Genomic DNA, 18,521 nt, shown 5'->3' on the forward strand with positions numbered 1-18,521 from the left:
GCCGAGATTGGCCGGGCGTTCGGCGAGCCGGCGCATGAGATAGCCGTACCACTGGGTGCCGTAGGGGATGTAGACGCGCAGCGCGTGCCCCGCGTCGACCAGGCGGCGCTGCTCGGCGTCGCGGATGCCGTAGAGCATCTGGAATTCGAAATCACCGGGGGTCCGGTGGTTTTCGGCGGCCAGGGTGAGGGCGGCGGAGATCATGGCCGGGTCGTGCGAGGCGATCATCGGGTACCAGGCGGTGCGCATGAGCACCGCGAGGCAGCGCAGGTAGGACCCGTCCACCTCGGCGCGGTGCTGGTAGGCGACGGTGTCGGGCTCCTGGTAGGCGCCCTTGCACAGGCGGATTCGGGTGCCGTCGGCGGCCAGGTCGCGGACATTGTGCTCGGCCTGGCGCAGGTAGGTCTGCACAGCGACCGCCAGCCAAGGGAATTCGGCGCGGGCGGCGCGGACCGCCGCGAGGGTCTCGGCCGTCGTGGTGTGGTCCTCGGCGTCGACGGTCACCCAGACGTGGCGTTCGACGGCCTTCGCGCACAGCTTGTGCAGGTTCTCCGCGGCGATGGCCGGACCGTCCTGCCCCAGCGACTGGCCCAGCGCCGACAACTTGAGCGAGACCTCCACCCGCGGGATGTCGGTGAGCGCCCCGGCGGCGGTCCGGTCCGCCTCGGCCAGGTCGTCGATGAGCGAGAAGTACTCCGCCACAGCGGCATCCGCCTGAGCGCGGTCGGTGGTGTACTCGCCGAGGAAGTCGACGCTGACCGAACGCCCGCTCTCCAGCAGCGCCCGCGCCACCGGCACCATGTCCGCCCGGGTCTCCCCCGCGACGAACCGCCGCACCACCGCCGCCGTCACCGGCACCTTCGTGATGACGTCCTTGATCCGGGACGACCCGGCGGCCGCCAGGATCGCCGGGCGCAATGGGTTCATCACGCCTCCATGTGGGGGTAGCGGTACTCGGTGGGCGGGATGAACGTTTCCTTCAGGGTGCGGGGCGCGACCCAGCGCAGCAGGTTGAGATACGAGCCCGCCTTGTCGTCGGTGCCCGAGGCCCGGGCTCCGCCGAAGGGCTGCTGGCCGACCACCGCGCCGGTGGGCTTGTCATTGATGTAGAAGTTCCCGGCCGCGAAGCGCAGTGTGCCGGTGGCGGATTCGACGGCCTGGCGGTCGCGGGCGAAGATGGCGCCGGTGAGCGCGTAGGGCGAGGTCCCGTCCACCACGTCCATGATCTCCTCGAAGGCGTCGGGCGCGCCGTCGTCGTAGACGTAGACCGACAGGATCGGACCGAAGTACTCGGTCTCGAAGGATTCGTCGCCCGGATCGTCACTGAGCAGCACGGTCGGCCGGACGAACCAGCCCTCGCGGTCGTCGAAGCCGCCACCCGCCGGAACGGAAATGCCCTGTTCCCGGGCGCGGCCGATGGCGGCCACGCATTTGGCGTAGGCGCGGTCGTCGATCACGGCCCCACCGAAATTCGACAGATCCGCCACGTCCCCATAGGTCAGCGCCTCCACCTCGGCCAGGAAGTCCGAGCCCATCCGCCGCCACACCGACTTCGGAATGTAGGCGCGCGAGGCGGCCGAGCATTTCTGGCCCTGGTACTCGTAGGCGCCGCGAATCATGGCCACGCGCAGCGCGTCCGGATCGGCGGAGGGGTGCGCGAGGATGAAGTCCTTGCCGCCGGTCTCCCCCACCAGCCGTGGATAGCCGTGGTATCGGCCGATATTCGAGCCCACCGTCTGCCACAGGTATTGGAAGGTGCGCGTCGATCCGGTGAAGTGGATGCCCGCCAGCCGGGGATCGGCCAGCACGACCTCCGACAACTGCGCGCCGTCCCCGGTCACCATATTGATGACACCCGGCGGCAGCCCGGCCTCCTCCAGCAGCTTCATGGTGTGGTAGGCCGAAAGCGTCTGTGTCTGTGAGGGTTTCCAGACGACCGTATTGCCCATGAGCGCGGGCGCGGTGGGCAGGTTCCCGGCGATGGCGGTGAAGTTGAACGGCGTGACGGCGTACACGAACCCTTCGAGGGGCCGGTAGTCCATCCGATTCCATACCCCCGGCGCGGATCGCGGCTGCTCCTGCAGGATGCCCCGCGCGAAGGCCACGTTGAACCGCCAGAAGTCGACCAGCTCACACGGTGCGTCGATTTCGGCCTGCTGCACCGATTTCGACTGCCCGAGCATGGTGGCGGCGGCGATGGTCTCGCGCCAGGGCCCGGCCAGCAGGTCGGCGGCGCGCAACAGGATGGCGGCCCGTTCCTCGAAGGGCATGGCCCGCCAGCCGGGCGCGGCCGCGGTCGCCGCGGCGATGGCCGCGCGGGCTTCGTCGTGGGTGGTGTTGGCGTAGGTCCCCAGTACGTGCCGGCGCCGGTGCGGCATCACGATCTCGCGCCGTTCACCCGCGCCGGGCTGGTGTTTGCCGCCGATCACCAGCGGCACTTCAACGGTTTCGGCGGAGAGTTCGGCCAGCCGCGCGGCCAGCAGCTCGCGTTCGCGGCTGCCGGGGGCGTAGGTGTGCACCGGTTCATTGACGGGAGCGGGGACAACCGTGACAGCGTCCATATCCAACACTATCGCGATCGTCCCCGCCCGGCCGGACAGAACACGCCCCGACGGCCGCTACAGCGGAATTTTTACATCAGTGGAAGTCCTCGGCGATGATCTTCTCAATGTTGCGTTCCGCCAACGCCGTAATGGTTACGAACGGGTTGACCGTGGTGAAGCCGGGAATCAGCGAGCCGTCGATGACGTAGAGGCCGGGGTACGACGAGAGGCGGCCGTAGTTGTCGGTGGCCACATTGAGCACGCAGCCGCCCAGCGGGTGGTAGGCGAAGTCGTCGCCCCAGGTCTTGTAGGTACCGAACAGGTCGGTCCGGTAGATGGTGCCTTCCTTGCTGTTGATCTTGTCGAAGATGCGCTTGGCGGCATCGATGCCGGGCTGGTTCCAGGAGGTCTGCCAGTTCAGGTCGACCCCGCCGCTGCCGGAGTTGTAGGTGAACTTGGCCCGGTTCGGGTTCTTGGTGATGGCCAGATACAGGCTGGCGAAGGTCTCGATCCCGGCCGGGAACGGCGAGACCTCGGCGAAGGCCGGACCGCCGCTGTCGGCCAGGTTGTCGATGCCCAGGCAGGGGATGCAGGACTGCAGGCTGCCGGTGGCGTCCCAGGCCTGGTTCTGCCGGGCCACCATGACATTGCCGTTGTTGCCCCAGCCCGCGCCGACCGAGTCGGGCAGGTTGGGCAGCTTGCCGGTCGCCTTCTGGGTCACCAGCAGTTTGCTGGTGCCCACGCTGCCGGCCGCGAAGAAGACCTTCTGCGCCGTAACCGTTTTCGACTTCACGGTATTGCCGCTGGTGTCGATCTGGTTCATCACGACCGAGAACCCGCCGCCGTTGGCCGGGGACACCGTGGTGACCACGTGCTGCGGGACGATGGTCACCTTGCCGGTGGCCGAGGCGTCCGCGAGATAGGTCTTGTCCAGGGAATTCTTGCCGTAGTTGTTGCCGTAGATGACCTCGGCGTTGAGCGCGGAGCGCGGCGCGGTGTTGGCCTGCTCCTGCTTCATGTAGTTGAAGTCGTAGACGTTGGGGACGAAGCTCCACTTGAAGCCGGACCGCTCGGCCTGCTTACGCCCGACGCGCGCGAACTGGTAGCAGTCGGCGCTGTCGAACCAGGTCGGGTCGATATTGTTCACCTTCAGCCCGGCATTGGCGCGCGGGTAGTAGGTGTTGTACATCTCGCCCGGATCCACCGACGGCAGGATGGTCGGGAACCAGCTCTGCTGCGGCGTCACCGCCATACCGCCGTTGACCAGCGAGCCGCCGCCGACGCCGCGGCCCTGGTAGATGCGAATCCCGCTGAACTGCTCGGAATCCAGCACGCCGGTGTACCGGGAGATCGACTTGTTGTAGGGCGCGCCCATGAAGTGGTTGACCGGCTGGTCGGTCTCGGTGCGCAGCCAGAACGAGCGGCCGTCGGGCTTGAGCATGTTGCAGAAGACCTTGCCGTCGGAACCGGGTTGGCTCCAGGACATGCCCTTCTCGACCATGACTACGTTCTGCCCGGCCTGCGCGAGCCGCAGGGCCGCGACCGCGCCGCCATAACCTGTTCCAATTACCAGGACCGGCATCTGGTCGCCGTCAGTGATCGACCCGGCGGGTAAGGCCCGGGCCGCTGGGAGCTTCCCTAGTAGCGCGGCCGCCCCGAGAACAACCCCCGTTGCAGCTAGGAACCCTCGTCGGCTGACATTGCTGCCGTAGACACTCTTGCCGGGGGTTTCATAAGACAATCCACGCACTGAAATACTCCTCATCGAGTTGCGATGAGAACTTGTTATAGATGTTCTGGAGAGAACGTGTGTCAGTTTTCACAAAACGAGAGCTGACAACATATCTCGCTACCCACGAGCAACCGGGACGGACAGCGAAAAGCCTCCCCACCGAGATGGTGGGGAGGCTGTGCACTTGCGACCCTGACGGGACTCGAACCCGCGACCTCCGCCGTGACAGGGCGGCGCGCTAACCAACTGCGCCACAGGGCCTTACGAATCGCTCGGCCATCCGGCCTCGCGACGTCGTAGACGGTATCACGCGGGCCCGGGTAACCGAAAATCAGCTGGTCAGACGATCAGCCGCGGCGGTGATGCGCTCGTCGGTGGCCGTGAGGGCAATGCGCACATGCTGATTCCCGCGCGGCCCGTAGAACTCGCCCGGGGCGGCCAGAATGCCGCGCGCGGCCAGCCAATCCAGGGTGGTGCGGCACGGCTCGTCCCGCGTCGACCACAGGTACAGGCCCGCCTCGGAATCGTCGATCCGGAATCCCGCGCGCCGCAGCGCATCTTGCAGCACCACCCGGCGGGCACGGTAGCGGTCCTTTTGCTGGACCTCGTGCGCGTCATCGCCGAGGGCCGCGGTCATGGCCGCCTGGATCGGGTACGGCAGCATCATGCCGGAGTGCTTGCGCACCTCCAGCAGCTCCGCCACCAACTCCGGGTCACCGGTCACGAAACCCGCGCGGTAGCTGGCCAGATTCGAGGTCTTGGACAGCGAGTGGATGGCCAGCAGGCCGGTGTGATCACCGTCGCACACTTCGGGATCGAGGATCGACAGCGCGCGACCCTCCCAGGCCAGGCCCAGGTAGCACTCGTCGGAGGCCACGATCGCGCCGCGCTCGCGGGCGAACCGCACCACCTTGCGCAGATGGTCGACGCCGAGCACCTTGCCGGTCGGGTTGGACGGCGAGTTCAGGAAGATCAGCGCGGGCCGCTCCGGACCCAGCGCCACCGTGCTGTCGGCCCGCAGGTAGCGGGTGCCGGCGAGCAGCGCGCCCACCTCGTAGGTCGGGTACGCGACCTCGGGGATGACCACCAGGTCCGAGGCGCCCAGCCCCAGCAGCCGCGGCAGCCCGGCGATGAGCTCCTTGGTGCCGATGGCCGGCAGCACCGCCGCCGGGTCCACCCCCGTGATCCCGAATCGCCGCTTCAGGGCCGCCACGACGGCCTCCCGCAATTCGGGCGTGCCGTGCGTGGTCGGGTACCCGGGTACCTCCGCCACCGACGAAAGCGCCTCGCGGATCAGCGGATCCACCGGATCGACCGGGGTTCCGACCGAGAGGTCGACGATGCCGTCCGGATGCGAAGCGGCCTTCGCCTTCACGGAAGCGATGGTGTCCCAGGGGAAATCGGGCAGCAGTGCGCTGACCCGGCCACGCGCGGTCAAATCTCGGTCCTACTCGCTCGCCATCGGCGGCAGCGCGGCGATGAACGGCGGGTCGTAGTCGACCTTGCCGACCTTGGTGGCGCCGCCCGGGGAACCCAGGTCGTCGAAGAAGTCGACGTTGGCGTTCACGTAACCGGCCCACTGATCCGGGGTGTCGTCTTCGTAGAAGATGGCTTCCACCGGGCAGACCGGCTCACACGCACCACAGTCCACGCACTCGTCGGGTTGGATGTACAGCATGCGTCCACCCTCGTAGATGCAGTCCACGGGGCATTCCTCGATGCACGCCTTGTCCTTCACGTCAACGCACGGTTCAGCGATGATGTACGGCACTGCCGCTCTCCTAGTCTGTCCACACCTGAGGGGGATACCTCCCCCCGGCGAAACCCTATCAGTGTCTGATTTGCCCTCCGCTGCGCTCCGGGCTGTTCACGGCCCTTAATAACCCCGGTCTTCCCTCCTCCGCTCCTCCGCTTCGCTCCCCCGCTCCGTCAGTCCAGACCGGGGCGGGCCGTGAACACCGGCGCGAGACGCCTATCTCAGGGTCCGCGAGCCGATCGGCTCGCGCCACGGCAGACCCTTCGGCCGCACGTCGGCGGCCAGGCCGGTCACCGGATCGACCAGCGCGGCAACATGGCCAGCGATGCGCGGATCGATCCAGGGCGCGCCTGCCAGCACGTATTCGGGGTGGGCGGTGACCCGCTCGGTCAGCGCATAGCCGCAGTCGGCGGTGATCCGCGCCAGGGTGTCCAGGTTCGGCCACGGGCGTTCCGGATTCACGTGGTCCGGGGTCAGCGGCGAGACCCCGCCCCAGTCGTCGATGCCCGCCCCCAGCAGCGCCCGGCACTCCTCGAGCGACACCAGGTTCGGCGGGGCCTGGACGCGCATCCCCGGGCCCATCACCAGGCGGGTCACCGCGATGGCGGCGCGGAACTCCTCCATCCCGGCGTCGGGGCTGTGCCGCATGGCGGTGTCGTGCTTGGCCAGGAAGTTCTGCACGATGACCTCCTGCACGTGCCCGAAAGCCTTGTGCAGCTGGTGAATCGCGAGAATCGACTCGGCCCGCTCGACGATGGTCTCGCCGATGCCCACCAGGATGCCGGTGGTGAACGGCACCGCGTGCCGGCCGGCGTCGGCGAGCGCCCGCAGCCGCACCGCCGGATCCTTGTCGGGCGAACCGTAGTGCGCCTGACCGGGTTCGGTGAACAGCCGGGTGGAGGTGGTCTCCAGCATCATCCCCATGGACGGCGAGACCGGCTTGAGCCACTCGAGTTCGTCGAAGCTCATGACGCCGGGGTTGAGATGCGGCAGCAGGCCGGTCTCCTCGAGCACCCGGATCGCCATGGCGCGGATGTAGTCCAGGGTGGAGGCGTAGCCGTGCTCGTCGAGCCACTGCCGGGCCTCGGGCCAGCGGTCCTCGGGACGGTCACCGAGGGTGAAAAGCGCTTCCTTGCAACCCAGTTCGGCCCCTTGACGGGCGACCTCGAGGATCTCCTCGGGCTCCATGTACATGCCCTTGCCCTGGGCGCGCAGCTTGCCGGGCACGGTGACGAAGGTGCAGTAGTGGCAGCGGTCGCGGCACAGGTGCGTAATGGGGATGAACACCTTGCGCGAGTAGGTGATCGGCAGGGTCTCGCCCGCGTACCCGGATTCCCGCAGCCCGGCGTCGCGTACCCGCGCCGCCGACTCGCACAGCTCGACCAGGTCCGCGCCGCGCGCCTGCAGCAGTACGACGGCCGCGTCGAGGTCGAGCGCGACGCCGTCCCGGGCACTGCGCAGCGCGGTTCGCATGGCCGCGGCATCGGGTGTCGCCTGCTCCCGGACCGGGCGCGGCAGGCTCGGGGTGGGTAGATCCGTCACGTCCACGATCATGCGCCATCCATCCCGCTGATTCGACTCGGGTGCCATGCAACGAGGCAACCCGCGCGGCCACCGACGATATTCCGATGCAATTACTTGCATCCTCGAGTACATCTATTCAAATCTCGGAAACCATCCAATAGCCTCGCGGGCGACTACTTCCCAGCAGAAAAGGGAGAGATCTTCGTGCTCGCGCAAATCCGACGTGCCGCCGTCGTCGCCGGCCTCGGCGCCACCGCCCTACTCACCATCGCCACCAGCACCGCGTCCGCCTTCGGGCCGGTCCCACCGGCCAATCCCTATCTGGGACCGGTCGGCACCGCGACCATGCACGGCGATTCGGAAGCCTCCGACACCACCCCGCTGCCGGGCGTCGGCACCGGCGGGGTGAACGCCGACTTCCACGAGGAGGGCGCGGCCTGCCCGACCATCCTGCAGGGCGCGGACGGCCTCCCCCAAGCGCTGTGCACCAAGATCACCGACCGGGCGCCGAAGGTGCTGCTGCTGGATCCGAGCAACGGCAACACCCTCGCCTCGCTCGACCTCACCAAGGGCAGCCTGCTCGGCGGCGTCTACGCCTACCTCGACAATCACGATCAGATGGTCACCGTCGACGGCTCCGGCAACCTGCTGCGGATCGGGCACCAGCGCGGCTCCGACGGCCGATGGTCACTGTCCATCGCCTCGAAAACCGATGTGACACAGGCGGTCACCGGACACTGCGGCGGCGGTGATTGCGACGCGGTCAGCTCCGTCTCCCCCGACTACCAGGGCCGGGTCTGGTTCGCCACCGACGGCGCGGCCGCCGGATTCGTCAACCTCGACGGCAGCGCGCGCTCCCTGGTGCTCGCGCCCGGCGAGAACGTGGCCAACAGCATCGCCACCGGCCCCCAGGGCATGGCCGTCGCCACCGACCACGCCCTCTACCTGCTCGACGTGGACGGCGGCGGCAACCCGCGGATCGTCTGGCGGCAGGCCTACGACCGCGGCCCCGCGCGCAAGCCCGGCCAGCTGAGCTGGGGCACCGGCGCCACCCCGACCTTCTTCGGCCCCGGCGACGGCACCGAATACCTGGCCATCACCGACAACGCCGCCACCAAGGAGAACCTGCTCGTCTACAACACGGCCACCGGAACGCCCGTCTGCTCGGTGCCCGCCATCGACGGCACCGAGAACTCCCCCATCGGATCCGGCAACAGCGTGTTCGTGGCCAGCACCTACGGCTACCCGTACCCGGCGCTGCCGCCCAACGCGGGCGCCAGCCAGCCCGCCAGCGCGCCGATCTCGGGCGGCATGACCCGCATCGACGTCACCGGCTCCGGCTGCACCGTGGTCTGGACCAACACCGTGCCCTCCTCGGCGGTGCCGCGACTGTCCGTGGCCGACGGCAAGATCTACACCTTCACCCGGCACTCGCTGCTGGGCAGCGGCAGCGGCGCGCTCGGCAGCAGCGGCCTGGGCAGCGGCAGTTCGGGCCTGGGCAGCGGCAGCGCCGGACTCGGCAGCGGCTCGGCGGGCGTCACCGACAACTACAGCTTCGCGGTGATCGACGCCAACACCGGCAAGGTCGACTCCGAGCAGTTCGTCGGCGCGACCACGATCAACGACACCCTGGAGATGGTCGGCACCATCGCACCCGGCCGAATCCAGTACCAGGGCACCACGACCGGGCTCTACCGCGTCACCCCCAAGTAGCGGGCCCTCCCAACAACCGCCTCCGCGGCGCAATCCATGCAAGCATGGGCACCATGTCCGAGCCCCTCGCTCCCGGCGGCCTGCTCGCCGACCCGGCCCGGCGGCCCAGCCCCCGCGCCAAACTGCTGTGGGCGCTGAGCGCCGCCCTGTCCTGGGTGGTGCCGGTCCTGGGGGTGGGGGTCTGGGCGCTGTTCGACGCCCACCGGCGCGCAACGCAGGGGCTGGCGCTCGGAATCGTGCTGCTGGCAGCGGTTTTCAGCATCGTGGTGATTCCGCTGTGGCGGTACGCGGTGCACCGGTGGGAGATCACCGATGAGGCCGTCTACACCCGGACCGGCTGGTTCACCCAGGAGAGCCGGGTCGCGCCGATCACCCGGGTGCAGACGGTCGACACCTATCGCGGGCCGCTCGAGCGACTGCTCGGGCTGGCCACCGTCACCGTCACCACCGCCTCCTCGGCGGGGGCGGTGCACATCAGCGCCCTGGCCCTGGCCGACGCGCGGGACACCGTCGCCCAGCTGACCGCGATCGCCGCCCAGCACCGCGGGGACGCCACGTGAGCGAGCCGCCCCACCAGCCGGACGACTTCTCCGATTCCTATCCGACAGAACAGCTTTCACCTCTGCCCGCGAACCTCGAACCGGCCGGTGCGGGCTGGCAGCGGCTCGACAAGCGCATGCTGCTGGTACACCCGGTCACCGAACTCATCCGCTTCATCCCGGTCCTGATCGCCACCCTGGTCGCGGGCGCCCGCGCCGACAACCCGCTGTGGAGCCTCACCGTGGTCGGCGTGATCGTGGCCTTCGCGCTCACCCGCTGGTTCACCACCACCTACCGCATCACCCCCGACAATGTGGAGCTACGCACCGGTCTGCTCCAGCGCAAACGGCTCTCGGTGCCGCGCAACCGGGTCCGCTCGGTGGACGTGGAGGCCGACCTGCTGCACCGGGCGCTCGGCCTGGCGGTGCTGTCCATCGGCACCGGGCAGCACGTGGACAAGCGGGAACAGTTCAAGCTGGACTCCCTGGACGCGACACTGGTGCCGGACCTGCGGAACACGCTGCTGGCGCACACCCGGTCCGCCGCGGAATCGACTGTCCCGCAGCCGATCACACCCGAGACCCCCGCCGCGGCCGAGGACGCCGTCGAGATCGCGCACTGGCGATCGGACTGGGTGCGCTATGCCCCGCTCTCGCTGACCGGCTTCGCCATCATCGCGCCGGTCGTGGGTCTGGCCTTCCAGTACGGCTTCGCGCAGCTCTTCCTGAGATCGGGCACCGTCCAGGACGTCGGCCACCGCGGCGCGGGCGTCATCGCGGGCGTGGTCGCGCTGCTGATCGTGCTGCTCGTGGTCGTGGTCAGCGTGGCCGCCTGCGCCCGCTACCTGCTGACCTGGTTCGGACTCCAGGTCCACGACGACGGCAAGACCCTCACCATCCGGCACGGCCTGCTCACCACCCGCCAGACCACCCTCGACCTGGCCCGCCTGCGCGGCGCGACGGTGAACGAACCGCTGCTGCTGCGCCTGGCCGGCGCCGCCGAACTCGAAGCCATCATGACCGGCACCAGCCCGCGGCAGAAGATCCTGCCGCAGGCGCCCCGCGCCGCCGTGCACCGGACGCTGGCCCACCTGCTGGGCACGGGCCACACCCGGCTCGCGGCGAACCCCGCGGGCCCCACCGGGCCCGCCCCATCGGCATCCGAACTGGTCACCGTGCCGCTGCTGCCGCACGGCCCCGCCGCGCACCGCCGCCGCTACACCCGGGCACTGGGCCCGCTCGCGGCCGCGGCGGTCGCCCTGGTCGCGATTCGCCTTGCGGGAGGCCATATCCCGCTCTGGACTTCGATCGCGTTGGCGGTCGCCGTGCCGATCGCCGTCGCGCTCGGGTGGGATCGGTACCGCGGCCTCGGCCACGCCGTCCTGCCCGCCGCCGACGGCAACCCGGCGTGGCTCATCACTCGCAGCGGCTGCCTGGACCGCGACCGCGACTGCCTGGAAGCCCCCGGCGTCATCGGCTGGACCGTGCGCCAGACCTTCTTCCAGCGCCGCGCGGGCGTGGCCACCGTGGTGGCGGCGTCGGCGGCGGGCAAGAAGCGGTATCACGTCATCGATCTGCCACTCGAGCAGGCGTGGGGGCTCATCGAGTCGGTCACGCCGGGACAGCTGGGCGTCCCGGTGCGGCGGTGATCCGGCCCGGCCCGCGGACGATCAGTCCTGGACCGGGTAGTTGGAGCGAATCACGTTGTGCGGGTCGCGCTCTCGCTTGATGGCGCGCAGGCGATCCAGAGTCGCCGCGTCGAACGCGGCGGCCGCCGACTCGCCCGGGGACAGGAACGTGAAGGGCTTGCGCCCGCTGACCTGATCACCCAGCTGCCCGACGAACGTGTCCAGTTTCGCGTGCACCGCGTCGCGCAGGTGCGGCAGTCCGATGCCCAGCAGATACACCAGGTACCCGTCGGACAGCGCACCGCGCGCGCCCGCCGCGGGCCCGGCCAGAGCGCCGCCGAGGCCGCGCACCTGGATATTGGCCAGTGGCGCGACGGATTCGCCGAGCAGAATCTTCTCCGCCGCCGCCGTCAGCTCGGGCAGCAGTTCGGTGCGGCCGATGGCCGGGCTGGGATCGGTCGGCTCGGAGGTGATGGTCCCGATCTCGGCGACCGACAGGGGCGCCCGCGAATCGGAAACCGCGCCGCCGATCCGGTCCAGCGCCGACACCAGGTCCCGGCCGCTGTCGGCATCGCCGAGGTAGGCGACGTCGAGGGCCACCAACTCCGGCGACTGCGGGAACTGGAAGCGCTGGAACCACACCGACAGCTCGTCAGGAGCCCGAGAAGTCAACGCCCGGAAGGCCTCCCATACTTCGGGCAGCCGCTCGGCGGGCCACATCACCCGGCCGCCGTACACTTCCGGCGCGGGGAACAGCTCGAATTCGAGCCCGGTCACCACCGCGAAATCACCGCCGCCGCCGGACAACGCCCAGAACAGGTCCGGATCGCTGTCGGCGGTCACCCGGCCGGGGCGGCCGTCGGCGTCCACGATCTCGAAGGCGCGCACCGCGTTCGACGCCCACCCGAACTTGCGGGCGAACCAGCCCGCGCCGCCGCCCAGCGTGTACCCGGTCACCCCGACCACCGGATTGCTGCCCGCCAGCCCGGTGAGCCCGTGCTCGGCGGCCGCCGCCTGCACCCGGCCCCACCGCACGCCGGCACCGACCCGCGCCACCCGGGCGACCGGATCGATCTCCAGGCGATCCAGCGCGCCGGTGCGCAGCAGGATCGCGGTCTCGACCCCGCCCGCCGCACCGTGCCCGGTCGGCTGGGTCACCACCGGACGGCCCGCGGCGCGCGCGTAGTCCACCACCGCGGCCACATCCCCGGCGTCGGCGGCCTCGGCGACCACGGCCACCGGCTGCGTCACCGCCAGGCTCCACGGCCGCGCGATCCGGTCGAAGTCAGCGTCACCGGCCTCCAGCACCCGGCCGCGGACGGTATTGCGCAGTTCGTCGAATCCCATCGTCTTCCCCTCGTCTCCGATCGCGAACGCGATTCCGCAGGGTTGACGAGATCCGGCGGCGAAGTGTGACACCGCCGCGGAAAACGCTCGGGGAATTCAGGCTCCGGCCGCGGCCAAGCGCGCGGTGGCCCGGTAGTAGAGGTACATGCCCGCGGGCAGCAGCCCGCAGATCAGCAGCAGCATGGTGGGCCAGTCGCCCATGAGCAGCGCGTAGCCGCTCGGGCTGAAACCCGCGCAGATCAGGAAGCCCAACGCCCACACCAGGATCGGCAGCGCCATCACGCCGATCCGATCGGTCGCCACGCCCATGCCCATCACCAGCAGCACATTCACCACCGCCGCCACCAGCGCGGCGACCGGCACCGCGATCGCGCCCGAGGTCATGCTCGAGGCCAGCGAGCCCGCGGCCAGCACGGGGGCGGGCTCGGGAATGGTGGCCTTGCCGGCGTAGAGCGGCAGGAACAGCACCTCGAGGCCGAGCGTGATCACGGCGTCGACCAGCAGCAGCCCGGCGATCACCGCGTTCAGCACGGCGCGGCCCGGCCGCCCGGCCGCCACCCCACCCGAGCGGGCTTCGACGGCGGTCGTCACGGCACCGGCGGGAAACCGAGCAGCGTCAGCAGGTGACTCTGCATGTCCACGAAGCCGTACAGCACCGACAGGTACAGCTCGTGCTGCCACTCGAAGTAGGGGCGCTGGCTCTCGACGAACGCCGCGATGGCGTTCTGGAGGTCCCAGTTGTACATAGCCTCAGTCTCTCATTCCAGCCCGCCGAAGAGATCATGTTCCCGACCGTCGGGGCCGAGTGGGCCGCGCTCACCCCGCACCAGAATGTAATGCTCCTCCGGCAGCACCGGCTGGGCGACATCGTTCGACAGCGCGAACTCCCGGCCCGAGGGGGCCACCGTCACCTGGGTGGCGTGCGCCCGCAGCGCCGCCCGCTTGGCCGTCAACGCGTCGGACACATCCACCGTGGTGGTGACCGATTCCGCCGGGACACACGCCAATTCGCCCTCGTGCGGCAGCCGCCAGCCGCGCGGCAGCGCACCCGGCAGCTGATCCACGGTGCGCCGCTTCAACGCCTCGGTGTGCATGGCCAGCACCGCGCCGTCGGTGACCGTCCAATACACCTTCGGGACCGTCCAGCCCCAGTCCGAGGCGGCGTCGACGGCCGCCATGGTGATCTCGTGCGCGCGAACGTGATCGGGATGGCCGTACCCGCCGCGCGGGTCGTAGCCGATCACCACCCGCGGGCGCAGCTCCAGCAGCACCCGCACCAGCTCGTCGGTGGCCGCGGCCCCGGAGTTCACGAAGGCCCGCGGATTACGCGCCGACGCCGACCCGGCCATGCCGGAGTCCCGCCAGCGGCCCGCGCCGCCCAGGAAATACGGCGCGCCCGCGTCCAACGCGTCCAGGGCCCTGGTCAATTCGGCGATCCGATAGCCGCCCAGCTGATCGGCCGACCCGGCCACCAGCTGCGCGTACTCGTCGCCGATGACCTCGCCCTCCTCGCCGAGCGTGCAGGTCACCACGGTGACCGGGACGCCGCGGCGGCGGTAGTGGGCGATGGTGCCGCCGGTCGTGATGGATTCGTCGTCGGGGTGCGCATGCACCAGCAGCAGCCCGTGACGCGCGGAATCGATGGTCACGGCAGCCTCCGCCAGTTGGCGGCATCCGCGAAGATGCCGGTCTGGATGGCGCCGCTCAGCGAAGCCCCGTCCACGCGCGGGCCCGCCGCGGCCACCTGGGTGTCCTGCACGATCGGCAGCACGGTCGACAGCTCCCACAGCCGGGGTTCGGTCTCGGCGATCACCTTGCCGGGATCGATGCCGCGCAGGGCGGCGTCGATGCCGGGCTGCAGGCCCGGATCGCAGACCCCGGACAGATTCGACGGCGACTTCTTCGCACCGTCCGCCACCGTGGTGTCGCCGTTGTCGCCCGGCAGCGCCACCGGCGCGCACCCGTACCGGGAGGCCAGCACGGTCGCCGGATCCTGACCGGTGCGCTCCCAGCCGACCACCGCGTCGATCCCGGCGTCGGTCAGCTCCTTGCCGTACAGCGTCGCCGCGGTGACGCTGCGCACGATGACATCGATTCCGGCGCTGCGCAATTGGTCGGCCGCGGTATTGGCCACCGCCAGCGATGTGGTGTCACCGTCCACCGCGCCGATCCGCACCGTCAGCGACTTGCCGTTCTTGGCCAGCGACCGCGGCTGCGGCGCGGGCGAGGTCGCCGACGGCACCGCGGGAGTCTCCGCGGCCCGGGCGAATCCGGCCTCGGCGAGCAACGCGAACGCCTCCTCCACCGGCAGCCGCGGCGGCTGCGTGGCCGCGTACCCGGGATCCGACGGCGAGAGCACCTGCGCCCGAACCGGTTCCACCCAGCTGCCGGTCTGCGCGCCGACCGTCGCCAGCAACACCGGATCCAGCAGCGCCAGCACCGCGCGCCGCACCCGCACATCGGCGAGATCCCCGCCGCGCCCATTGAGCACCAGCGACATCTCCCGCGACTGCGCCATCACGGCCGTGCGCACCGAGGGAATCGCCGCCAGCTGCGCCTGCAACGCCACCCCGCCGTGCACCAGCGCCATCTGCGCGTCCCCGACCCGCAGCGACTCGGCCACCTGCGCGGGAGTTCCGCCGCGCCGCAACAGGATCTGATCCGGCACCGCGGGCTGACCCCAGTACCGGTCATTGCGTTCCAGCAGGATCTCCTCGCGACCGCGATCGGCCTGCTTGATCCGGAACTGACCGCCCGAGATCCGGATGGTGTCGACCAGGCCCTGTTCGAAACCGCTGTCCTTCACCAGATGCTGGGGCAGCAGATCCGTGAACAGCTGCCGCCACGCCGGATACGGCTGCGTCAGCGTGACATTCACGGTCTTGCCGCCCGCCGCGGAACTGACATCGGAGATCAGCCGATACCCCGCCGGATCCACCGTGCCCGGCTGCGTGATCATCTGCTGCCACAGGTATTTGAAGTCCTCGGCCGCGATCGGCGCGCCATCGGACCAGGACGCCTCGTTCTTGATCTGGTAGCTGATCGTGAACGGCTCCTGCGCGGTCACCTCCGCCGACACCATGAGCGCCGGATTCAGAATCCAGTCCGTCGCCCCCGGCACCCCGGGCGTCGGCGCGGCCTTGAACGGACTCGGCAACACCATCGACGCCACCGCCGCCGTCGCGGGCGACTGCTGCGACCGCAGATGCGGATTGAACCCGATCCCGATGTCGTCCACCGCGACCACGACCGAATTCTTGCCGGGCTTGGCGGGCTGCGTCTTGGGCGAGTCCGTGGACTCGATGGGCGGCGGCGGATTCGCGGTGCAGCCGGTCGCGACCGCCAGCAGGGTCGCCACCAGAACCAACATCGCGCGCACCGATGCGCGCATCCGGGCCCCCGTTCTCACGTTCGGCACTCTACTGGATCCACCTTTCACGGCCCCGCCACCAATACGCGACATGGTGCCCGCCAAATGAATGACGGACACCATGTCGCAGAGTACGGCTCGGCACGTGACCCTTCTCACGCCTCCGGCCCTGACCATTCTCGGATCAGCTCCGAGGTTCGCGGCCCGCCCCGGCCTGGACTGACGGAGCGACGGAGCGAAGCGGAGGAGCGGAGGAGGGAAGGCCGGGGTTATAAGGGCCGCGAACAGCCGGAGCGAAGCGGAGGCTAATTAGACACAGCGCGGTCGCGCGCCTTGCGGCGGGAGATCTCGCGCTGGCGGTCGGTGGCGCTCAGGGTGACCTTGCGCACGCGCACGATCTCCGGGGTCACCTCGACGCACTCGTCGTCGGTGCAGAACTCCATGGCGCCCTCGAGATCCAGCTGCAGCGGCTTGGCCAGGGTCTCGAGCACGTCACCGGTGGCGGACCGCATGTTGGTCAGCTTCTTCTCGCGGGTGACGTTGATGTCGAGGTCCTCGGCACGCGGGTTGATGCCGACCACGTGACCCTCGTAGGTGTCCGCACCCGGCTCCACGAAGAACTGACCGCGGTCGGCCAGCTGGATCATGGCGAACGGGGTGACCGAACCGGAGCGGTCGGAGACCAGCGAACCGGTGTGGCGGGCGCGGATCTCGCCGGCCCACGGCGCGTAACCGTCGAACACGGCGTTGGCGATGCCGGTGCCGCGGGTCTCGGTGAGGAAGTCGGTGCGGAAACCGATCAGGCCGCGCGACGGCACGATGAACTCCATGCGCACCCACCCGGCGGAGTGGTTGCTCATCTGGACCATCTTGCCCTTGCGGGCGGCCAGCAGCTGCGTGACCGCGCCCAGGTACTCGTCGGGGCAGTCGATGGTCAGCTCTTCGAACGGCTCGTGGGTCTTGCCGTCGACGACCTTGGTGACCACCTGCGGCTTGCCGACGGTGAGCTCGAAGCCCTCGCGGCGCATCTGCTCGACCAGGATGGCGAGCGCGAGCTCACCACGGCCCTGGACCTCCCAGGCGTCGGGGCGGCCGATGTCGAGCACGCGCAGCGACACGTTGCCGACCAGCTCCTGGTCCAGGCGCGACTTCACCATGCGGGCGGTCAGCTTGTGCCCCTGCACGCGGCCGACCAGCGGCGAGGTGTTGGTGCCGATGGTGACCGAGATGGCCGGCTCGTCGACGGTGATGCGCGGCAGCGCGACCGGGTTCTCCAGGTCGGCGAGGGTGTCGCCGATCATGATGTCCGGGATGCCGGCGATGGCGACGATGTCACCGGCCACGGCCTCCTCGCCGGGCTGACGCTCGACGCCGACGGTCTTGAGCAGCTCGGTGATCTTGACCTGCTTGACGCCGTCACCGTGCATCCACGAAACGCTCTGGCCCTTCTTCAGGGTGCCGTTGTGGATGCGCACCAGGCCGATACGGCCCAGGAACGGGGAGGCGTCGAGGTTGGTGACGTGCGCCTGCAGGGTGGCGTTCGCGTCGCCCTTGGGAGCCGGGACGTACTTCATGAGGACCTCGAACAGCTCGTCGAGGTTCTCGGCGTCGGGCACCTGGCCGTTCTCGGGGCGGCTGGTGGAGGCGACGCCCGCGCGGCCGGAGGCGTAGAGCACCGGCAGGTCGAGGGCCAGCTCGGCGGCTTCGGAGGCCTCGTCGTCGAGGTCGGAGGCCAGGTCCAGCAGCAGGTCGTGGGATTCCTCGACGACCTCTTCGATGCGGGCGTCCGGGCGGTCGGTCTTGTTGACCACCAGGATCACCGGCAGCGAGGCCGCGAGGGCCTTGCGCAGCACGAAGCGGGTCTGCGGCAGCGGACCCTCGGACGCGTCGACGAGCAGCACGACGCCGTCCACCATGGACAGACCGCGCTCGACCTCACCACCGAAGTCGGCGTGGCCGGGGGTGTCGATGACATTGATGACGGTGACCGAACCATCGGCGTTGTGCCGGTGAACAGCGGTGTTCTTGGCGAGAATGGTGATGCCCTTCTCGCGCTCGAGGTCACCGGAGTCCATCACTCGGTCGACGAGCTCGGCTCGTTCGGCGAACGCGCCGGATTGCCGGAGCATGGCGTCGACCAGTGTTGTCTTGCCGTGGTCGACGTGCGCCACGATGGCGACGTTGCGGAACTCGACAGACGACACGTTTGATTCCTCCTGGTGGAAAGTCTGTTGCCGACCCGGATGGGTCTCATGCGTGGGGCTGCCTACGACGAGACATGGCGAACTCCACCGGGCATGCGGCGAGCTATACATTACCGGGCGACCTGGGTCACCTGTTCAACGGCCGGAGGTTAGGTTAAGCTAACC

General features: G+C 69.6%; 14 protein-coding genes, 1 tRNA gene and 1 pseudogene. 3 read left to right on the top strand and 13 right to left on the bottom strand.

Annotated features, from left to right (window positions below; translation table 11 throughout):
- From ACWELJ_RS10545 to cofG, 7 genes and pseudogenes are all read right to left on the bottom strand, one after another.
- Positions 1 to 927 (bottom strand): proline dehydrogenase family protein (locus tag ACWELJ_RS10545; protein WP_452365918.1); only part of this gene is annotated, 927 nt, incomplete at its 3' end.
- Positions 927 to 2,561, bottom strand: coding sequence for an L-glutamate gamma-semialdehyde dehydrogenase (gene pruA / locus ACWELJ_RS10550; protein WP_452365919.1), 1,635 nt, complete (start codon positions 2,559 to 2,561; stop codon positions 927 to 929). The genes ACWELJ_RS10545 and pruA, both read right to left, overlap by 1 nt.
- Before the next feature lie 76 nt (positions 2,562 to 2,637).
- Positions 2,638 to 4,125, bottom strand: a complete 1,488-nt coding sequence (locus ACWELJ_RS10555) for a GMC oxidoreductase (RefSeq protein WP_452365920.1) — start codon at positions 4,123 to 4,125, stop codon at positions 2,638 to 2,640.
- A 337-nt stretch (positions 4,126 to 4,462) separates the two neighbouring features.
- Positions 4,463 to 4,536, bottom strand: a tRNA-Asp gene (locus ACWELJ_RS10560).
- A gap of 70 nt (positions 4,537 to 4,606) precedes the next feature.
- Positions 4,607 to 5,713: a succinyldiaminopimelate transaminase gene (dapC, locus tag ACWELJ_RS10565; protein ID WP_452365921.1), complete on the bottom strand. Its 1,107-nt coding sequence runs from the start codon at positions 5,711 to 5,713 to the stop codon at positions 4,607 to 4,609.
- A gap of 9 nt (positions 5,714 to 5,722) precedes the next feature.
- A complete protein-coding gene (gene fdxA / locus ACWELJ_RS10570) occupies positions 5,723 to 6,046 on the bottom strand; it encodes a ferredoxin (protein WP_040812194.1) in 324 nt (107 codons plus the stop codon).
- 225 nt (positions 6,047 to 6,271) lie between these two features.
- A pseudogene (gene cofG / locus ACWELJ_RS10575) lies at positions 6,272 to 7,585 on the bottom strand (7,8-didemethyl-8-hydroxy-5-deazariboflavin synthase CofG); the annotation flags it as partial.
- Positions 7,586 to 7,759: 174 nt separating this feature from the next.
- Here cofG and ACWELJ_RS10580 point away from each other — a divergent pair.
- The 3 genes from ACWELJ_RS10580 (at position 7,760) to ACWELJ_RS10590 (ending at position 11,456) form a co-directional block, all read left to right on the top strand.
- The gene (locus tag ACWELJ_RS10580) at positions 7,760 to 9,268 is read left to right on the top strand and encodes a hypothetical protein (protein ID WP_452365922.1); all 1,509 of its coding nucleotides are present in this window, start codon (positions 7,760 to 7,762) and stop codon (positions 9,266 to 9,268) included.
- A 53-nt stretch (positions 9,269 to 9,321) separates the two neighbouring features.
- Positions 9,322 to 9,828: a PH domain-containing protein gene (locus tag ACWELJ_RS10585; RefSeq protein WP_452365923.1), complete on the top strand. Its 507-nt coding sequence runs from the start codon at positions 9,322 to 9,324 to the stop codon at positions 9,826 to 9,828.
- Positions 9,829 to 9,944: 116 nt separating this feature from the next.
- Positions 9,945 to 11,456 (top strand): PH domain-containing protein, encoded by a 1,512-nt coding sequence (locus ACWELJ_RS10590; protein WP_452365970.1) that lies wholly within the window; start codon positions 9,945 to 9,947, stop codon positions 11,454 to 11,456.
- Between the two features lie 21 nt (positions 11,457 to 11,477).
- Here the strand turns inward: ACWELJ_RS10590 and ACWELJ_RS10595 are convergent, their stop codons facing one another.
- The 6 genes from ACWELJ_RS10595 to typA all read right to left on the bottom strand — a co-directional run bounded on the left by ACWELJ_RS10595 (position 11,478) and on the right by typA (position 18,356).
- Positions 11,478 to 12,782 (bottom strand): FAD-binding oxidoreductase, encoded by a 1,305-nt coding sequence (locus ACWELJ_RS10595; protein WP_452365924.1) that lies wholly within the window; start codon positions 12,780 to 12,782, stop codon positions 11,478 to 11,480.
- A 96-nt stretch (positions 12,783 to 12,878) separates the two neighbouring features.
- A complete protein-coding gene (locus ACWELJ_RS10600; RefSeq protein WP_452365925.1) occupies positions 12,879 to 13,373 on the bottom strand; it encodes a hypothetical protein in 495 nt (164 codons plus the stop codon).
- Entirely contained in the window at positions 13,370 to 13,528 is a 159-nt protein-coding gene (locus tag ACWELJ_RS10605; protein WP_167333469.1) for a hypothetical protein, read from the bottom strand. Before ACWELJ_RS10605 ends, ACWELJ_RS10600 begins: the two co-directional genes overlap by 4 nt.
- Before the next feature lie 12 nt (positions 13,529 to 13,540).
- Positions 13,541 to 14,431, bottom strand: a complete 891-nt coding sequence (gene mshB / locus ACWELJ_RS10610) for an N-acetyl-1-D-myo-inositol-2-amino-2-deoxy-alpha-D-glucopyranoside deacetylase (RefSeq protein WP_452365926.1) — start codon at positions 14,429 to 14,431, stop codon at positions 13,541 to 13,543.
- The gene (locus tag ACWELJ_RS10615) at positions 14,428 to 16,173 is read right to left on the bottom strand and encodes an ABC transporter family substrate-binding protein (RefSeq protein ID WP_452365971.1); all 1,746 of its coding nucleotides are present in this window, start codon (positions 16,171 to 16,173) and stop codon (positions 14,428 to 14,430) included. The genes mshB and ACWELJ_RS10615 overlap by 4 nt, the downstream gene beginning before the upstream one ends.
- Positions 16,174 to 16,457: 284 nt before the next feature.
- Positions 16,458 to 18,356 carry a translational GTPase TypA gene (typA, locus tag ACWELJ_RS10620; RefSeq protein ID WP_452365927.1) on the bottom strand — a complete coding sequence of 633 codons (1,899 nt, stop codon included), beginning with the start codon at positions 18,354 to 18,356 and terminating at the stop codon, positions 16,458 to 16,460.
- Between the last annotated feature and the right edge of the window lie 165 nt (positions 18,357 to 18,521).

Source organism: Nocardia sp. NPDC004582, assembly GCF_053602115.1.